This window comes from Achromobacter sp. (assembly GCF_036567245.1).
In the GTDB taxonomy this organism is placed as follows: domain Bacteria; phylum Pseudomonadota; class Gammaproteobacteria; order Burkholderiales; family Burkholderiaceae_B; genus Achromobacter.
In genome coordinates, this window is record NZ_DATCUY010000184.1 from 1 (window position 1) to 5,877 (window position 5,877).

General features: G+C 68.7%; 6 protein-coding genes. 5 read left to right on the top strand and 1 reads right to left on the bottom strand.

All coding sequences use genetic code 11. From position 1 onward, the window contains the following. Nucleotides 1–51 precede the first annotated feature (51 nt). Genes VIR09_RS07720 through VIR09_RS07740 form a run of 5 tightly spaced genes read left to right on the top strand, consistent with a single transcriptional unit; the run spans nt 52 to nt 5,033 of the window. Nucleotides 52–807 (top strand): ABC transporter ATP-binding protein, encoded by a 756-nt coding sequence (locus tag VIR09_RS07720; protein WP_332012344.1) that lies wholly within the window; start codon nt 52–54, stop codon nt 805–807. Continuing rightward, nucleotides 804–1,511: an ABC transporter ATP-binding protein gene (locus VIR09_RS07725; protein WP_332012345.1), complete on the top strand. Its 708-nt coding sequence runs from the start codon at nt 804–806 to the stop codon at nt 1,509–1,511. The genes VIR09_RS07720 and VIR09_RS07725 overlap by 4 nt, the downstream gene beginning before the upstream one ends. Beyond that, nucleotides 1,508–2,746: a thiolase family protein gene (locus VIR09_RS07730; protein WP_332012346.1), complete on the top strand. Its 1,239-nt coding sequence runs from the start codon at nt 1,508–1,510 to the stop codon at nt 2,744–2,746. The genes VIR09_RS07725 and VIR09_RS07730 overlap by 4 nt, the downstream gene beginning before the upstream one ends. A 32-nt stretch (nt 2,747–2,778) precedes the next feature. Continuing rightward, entirely contained in the window at nt 2,779–4,308 is a 1,530-nt protein-coding gene (locus tag VIR09_RS07735) for an AMP-binding protein (RefSeq protein WP_332012347.1), read from the top strand. Next, nucleotides 4,305–5,033, top strand: coding sequence for a GntR family transcriptional regulator (locus tag VIR09_RS07740; protein ID WP_332012348.1), 729 nt, complete (start codon nt 4,305–4,307; stop codon nt 5,031–5,033). The genes VIR09_RS07735 and VIR09_RS07740 overlap by 4 nt, the downstream gene beginning before the upstream one ends. 15 nt (nt 5,034–5,048) lie before the next feature. On the opposite strand, the gene VIR09_RS07745 is transcribed toward VIR09_RS07740, so the two are convergent. Next, a partial coding sequence (locus VIR09_RS07745; RefSeq protein WP_332012349.1) for a LysR substrate-binding domain-containing protein occupies nt 5,049–5,877 on the bottom strand: 829 nt, incomplete at its 5' end.

The following is a 5,877-nucleotide window of genomic DNA, read 5'->3' on the forward strand; positions in this document are numbered from 1 at the left end:
CAGTCCAGCCGCGTCCGGCGTGCCGCTGGCCCCGCGCGAAGGGAGCCCGTCATGAGCGACATCGCCCTGCAATGCAAGCAGGTCAGCGTCACCTTCGGCGCGCTGCGGGCCATCGAGGACTTCAGCTACGCCTTCGAAACCGGCCGCGTCTACGGCCTGATCGGCCCCAACGGCGCGGGCAAGACCACCTTGCTCAACGTGCTGTCCGGCAACCTGCCCGGCCATGGCGGACGCATCCTGTGCCACGGCGCGGACATCTCGCGCCTGCGGGCTCATGAACGCGCCCGGCACGGCATCGGCCGCAGCTTCCAGATCACCAAGATCTTCCCCGAGATGACGGTGCTGGAGAACCTGCGCATCGCCGCGCAGATCAGCCACTCCCGCCTGTTGCCGTTCTGGCTGGCGCCGCGCTATGACCGCCGGCTGGCATCCACCATCGACGCCATGCTGGAGCTGACCGACCTGGCGGCCTGGCGCGACACCGTCGCAGGCACCTTGTCGTATGGCTTGCAGCGCGCGCTGGAACTGGGCCTGACCCTGTTGCCCAATCCGCGCATCCTGCTGCTGGACGAACCGCTGGCTGGCGTCGGCCACCACGAAATCGCCTCCGCCACCCGCCTGATCCGCCATGCGGCCGCCGGCCGCACGGTGCTGCTGATCGAACACAACATGGACGTGATCATGACGCTGTCCGAACACATCGTGGTGCTGTCCAACGGCCGCAAGGTGGCCGAGGGAGCGCCCGCCGCCATCCGCGACGACGCCACCGTGCGCGCCGTCTACCTGGGCGAGGAGGTGGCGGCATGATCGAACTGCAACATGCCAGCGTGCACTACGGCCAGGCGCTGGCGCTCAAGAACATCGGCCTGCGCGCGGCCCAGGACGAGATCGTGGCCATCGTGGGCCGCAACGGCGCCGGCAAGTCCACCGTGCTCAAGACGCTGATCGGACTGCTGCCGCTGTCCGCGGGCAACCGCCTGATCGCCGGCCAGGACGCAACGCGCCGCGCCGTCGAACAGATCAGCCGCGACGGCATCGCCCTGGTGCCCGACACGCGCCGCATCTTCCCCAACCTGACGGTGCGGGAGAACCTGCGCATGGGCGCGCTGGCGCACCAGCCCGGCTACTGGACCCAGGACCGCGTGCTACAGGTCTTTCCGCGGCTGGGCGAGCGCATAGGCTTTCACGGCGACCAGCTGTCCGGCGGCGAACAGCAGATGCTGTCGATCGCGCGCGCCCTGCTGGGCAACCCGCGAGTCCTGCTGCTGGATGAGCCGACCGAGGGGCTGGCGCCGCGCATCGTCAACGAACTGATAGACGTATTCGCCGAAGTCCACCGCCAGGGCACCGGCATCGTGCTGGTCGAGCAAAACCTCAAGGTTCCCGCCCGCCTGGCCCACCGCCAGTACGTGCTGGACCACGGCGAAATCGCCTGGAGCGGGTCGGCCGCCGACGTCGAGACCGACCGCCACATCATCGAATCCATCCTCACCACGGGCATCCAAGCATGAGCAACGACACTACCTACATCGCGGGCGTGGGCATCACCCGTTTCGACAAACAACCGGCCAGGAGCGTCAAGGACCTGGTGCGCGACGCGGTCACGCAGGCGCTCACCGATGCCGGCTGCGACGCCGTCGACCTGCAGGCGGCCTACTTCGCCACCGCCGGCCAGGGCTCCATCGAGGGCCAGTACATGGTCGCCGGCCAGGTCGCCCTGAAGGCCATGGGCATCGCCGGCATCCCCGTCACCAACGTGGAGAACGCCTGCGCCAGCTCCAGCACCGCGCTGAACGCGGCGCACCTGTACGTGGCCTCGGGCGCGGGCGACATCTGCCTGGCCGTGGGCGTGGACAAGCTGTTTTCCGAAGACAAGGCCAAGAGCTTCGCGGTGTTCGACGGCGCCTGGGACGTGCACGACGCGCCGGCGCAGATGGCGCGGCTGATGGCGCTGGCGCCCGACGTGACGCCTCCGCCCGGCTTCGAGGAACCCGGCAAGCGCAGCGTGTTCATGGACATCTACGCCAGCCTGGCGCGGCTGCACATGAAGACCTTCGGCACCACCCAGCGCCAGCTGGCCGCGGTGGCCGCCAAGAACCACATGCATTCCACCCGCAATCCGCTGGCGCAGTTCCAGTACCCCATGACGATCGACGAGGCCCTGGCCGCCCGGCCCGTGTCCTGGCCGCTGACCTTGCCCATGTGCGCGCCCATCAGCGACGGCGCGGCCGCCGCCATCGTCTGCAACGCCCAAGGACTGAAGCGGCTGCAGCGCGCCCGCGCCGTGCGCCTGTACGCCAGCGTCTTGCGCACCGCCACGGACCGCCCTGCCGACCGCTACGACCGCCACCTGTGCCATCTGGCCGCGCTGGAGGCCTACGAGCGCGCCGGCGTCGGCCCGCAGGACATGTCGCTGGCGGAGGTCCACGACGCCACCGCTTTCGCCGAGATCCAGCAAACCGAAGCGCTGGGCTTCTGCGCCTTCGGCGAAGGCGGCCCGATGGCCGAATCCGGCGCCACCAGCCTGGGCGGCCGCATCCCCATCAACGTGTCCGGCGGCCTGTTGTCGCGCGGCCACCCCATCGGTGCGACCGGCCTGGCCCAGGTCCACGAAATGGTGATCCAGCTGCGCGGCGAGGCCGGCGCCCGCCAGGTCGAAAACGCGCGCTTCGCCATCGCCGAGAACGGCGGCGGCTTCAACGGCGTGGAAGAGGCGGTGACCTGCATCACCCTGCTCGGCCGCTGATCCCTCGCCCTTCTTTCAATCCAGAGAACGCCATGCATCTCAGCTCTCTCTTTCACCGCAGCGCCACCACCTACGCCGACCAGCCCGCCCTGGCCTCAGGCACCCGCGCCCCTCTTACCTACGCCCAGCTGCAGGCCCGCGTGCAAGCGCTGGCCGGCTGGCTGCGCGGCCCCATGGGCTTGCAGCCTGGCGAGCGCGTCATGCTGGCGCTGCCCAACCATCCCGGCTACATCGAATCGATGCTTGCCATCTGGCATGCCGGCCTGTGCGCCGTTCCCGTCAACGCCAAATTGCATGCCAACGAACTGGACTACATGCTGCGCGACAGCGGCGCCCGCCTCTGCCTGTCGCGAGGCGCCGTGCACGAGGGGCTGGTTCCCGTCGTGCGCGAGCTGGACGGCGTGCAGCTCGTGGACGTGGATTCGGCCCGCTACGCCAACGCCGCCGCCGGACCGGAGCTGCCGTTGGAACGGCGCAAGCCGCAGGAACTGGCCTGGCTGTTCTACACCAGCGGCACCACGGGCAAGCCCAAGGGCGTCATGCTCAGCCACGCCAACATGATCGGCATGTGCCTGAATTTCTACGCCGACGTGCAGTCGGTGCAACCCGGCGATGCCATCGTGCATGTCGCGCCGCTGTCGCATGGCGCCGGCCTCTACAGCATTCCGTACTGGCTGCACGGCGCCCTGCAGATCATCCCCGACAGCGGCGGCCTGGACGAAGACGAACTGTCCGCGTTGCTGACGCACTATCGCCGCGTCAGCCTGTTCGCCTCGCCCACCATCGTGCAGCGCATGGTGCGCCACGCGCGCCTGACCGACGGGCCGCAGCCTGGCCTGCGCACGCTGATCGTAGGCGGCGCGCCGTTCTATGTCGAAGACATCAAGGACGCGGTCGCCTGCTACGGCGCGCGCGTGGCGCAGATCTACGGACAGGGCGAAAGCCCGATGTCGATATCGGCCCTGTCGGCCACCCAGATCGCCGAAGCCGTGGCCAGCAACGATGACACCCTGCTGGGATCGGTGGGCTACGTCCAGGCTTCCATCGAGGTCGAGATACGCGAGGCGTCCGGCCTGCCGGCCGCCCCCGGCGAATTGGGTGAAGTCGTCGTCAGCGGGTCGACGGTGATGCAAGGCTATTGGAACAATGCGCGCGCCACCGCCGACACGCTGGCCGGCGGCTGGCTCCATACGGGCGACATCGGCATCCTGGACGAGCGCGGCCTGCTGCACCTGAAAGACCGCTCCAAGGACGTCATCATCAGCGGCGGCACCAATATCTATCCGCGTGAAGTGGAAGAGGCGCTGATGCGCCACGATGCCGTGCAGGAAGTGTCGGTGGTCGGCAGCCCCGACCCCGAATGGGGCGAGTCGGTGCTGGCCTTTGTGGTGTTGAAGCCGGGCGCCCTGGCCACGGAGCAGGACCTGGACCGGCTCTGCCTGGCATCCATCGCGCGCTTCAAACGGCCCAAGCGCTACGTCTTTCTGGAGGAATTGCCCAAAAACAGCACCGGCAAAGTGTTAAAACGCGAACTTCAACAACGCGCGCTGCCGACTCCATGACCCAGTCCTATCCCCTCTTTGGCCGCACGGCTGTCAGCCAGACCGAAAAGGCCTATTGCGCCCTGGAGGAAATGATCGTCACCGGCGAACTGCCGCCGGGCAGTCAGTGGTCGGAAACCACCCTGAGCGAGCGCGTCGGCATCGGCCGCTCGCCGGTGCGCGACGCGCTGCAGAAACTGGCGTTCCAGCGCCTGGTGGAAATCGCCCCGCGCCAGGGCATCTTCATTTCCGAGATCGACTACCAAGGACAGCTGAAGATCATCCAGGCGCGGCGCGAGATCGAACGGCTGATCGTGGCGCAGGCGGCGCAATGGGCCGACGACGGCGAGCGCGCCGAGCTGGCCCGCCTGGCCCGTGAACTCGAAGACCTCAAGGCCGTGAACGACATGCGCATGTACATGCGCCTGCATTTCACGCTGACCAGCCAGATCGGGGCCGCCTCGCGCAACAGCTACGCGGCCGAGTTCCACGCCATGTTGCAGACGCTGGCGCGGCGCTTCCTGTACTTCCATCAGAAGCGCCATCCGGACCTGGTCCAGATCTGCGAGCTGCATATCCAGCAGATCAACGCCATCGTGGAAGGCTCGGTGGAGCGCGCCATCGCCACGGCGGAGGCGCGCAACGACTATGCCGAAAACCTGGCGCGCAACATCCTGATGGAGCTGATCGTCACCTCGGCGGTCACCATCAGCTCGCCGCCGCGGGGCCGGGGCGGCGCGGACTGAAGCGCCGGCGCGGCCTCAGCGCCTCGCGTCCGCCAGGTTCTGCCAGGCGCCGGTGCTGCGCCCTTCTTCCGCCAGGAACTCCACCAGGGTCGGCAAGGCCGCGTCCATCGGGCGATTGGCCTGGATCCGCATCACGTAGCCCCAGGAACCCGGCATGCGCAGCTGCGGCACCAGGGGCACCAGCCGGCCGCTGGCCAGTTCCTCGTCGATCAGCGGCGCGCGCCCCAACGCAATGCCGACCCCGGCGGCCGCCGCCGCGGCCACCGTGCTCAAGCCGCTCAGCACCATGGGCTCCTGCCAGTCGGCTTCGGCCAGCCCCAGGCGCGGGCTCCAGGTGCGCCAGTCGGTCTCGGGGCTGTCCACGTGCTTTTCCTCCAGCCAGCGATGGCGCAGGAAAACGCCGGGATCGCCACGCTCGGCCGGATCGACCAGCGACGGGCTGCAGACCGGCACCACGGTCTCGGTCATGAGCGGAATGTCGCCGGGCTCGGCGATATGCGGCCCCATCGCGCGCACGTGCAGGAACGCCAGGTCGATGTCCTGGCTTTTCCAGGCCGGGTCCTGACTGGCATGCAGATACACCTGGATATCGATGCCGGGATGCAGTTCGATGAAGCGCCCGATGCGCGGCGCCAGCCACATGGCGGCCAGCGAGGGGTTGGCGGAAACGTTCAGGGTATTGCGCCGTTTGCCGCGGGCGGAGGCCCGCACGTTGCGGCAGGCGGTCTCCAGCAGGGTCAAGGCCTGTTGCACGGACGCCAGCAGGTCCGCGCCCGCCGCGGTGGTTTCAGCACGGCGCACCGTGCCGCCGCGGCGCAGCAGGGCCACGCCCAGGTCGGCCTCC

What these genes read in the sequence shown, in the direction of transcription:
- VIR09_RS07720 (WP_332012344.1), top strand. Translation starts at nt 52, where the DNA reads ATGAGCGACATCGCCCTGCAATGCAAGCAGGTCAGCGTCACCTTCGGC.
- VIR09_RS07725 (WP_332012345.1), top strand. Translation starts at nt 804, where the DNA reads ATGATCGAACTGCAACATGCCAGCGTGCACTACGGCCAGGCGCTGGCG.
- VIR09_RS07730 (WP_332012346.1), top strand. Translation starts at nt 1,508, where the DNA reads ATGAGCAACGACACTACCTACATCGCGGGCGTGGGCATCACCCGTTTC.
- VIR09_RS07735 (WP_332012347.1), top strand. Translation starts at nt 2,779, where the DNA reads ATGCATCTCAGCTCTCTCTTTCACCGCAGCGCCACCACCTACGCCGAC.
- VIR09_RS07740 (WP_332012348.1), top strand. Translation starts at nt 4,305, where the DNA reads ATGACCCAGTCCTATCCCCTCTTTGGCCGCACGGCTGTCAGCCAGACC.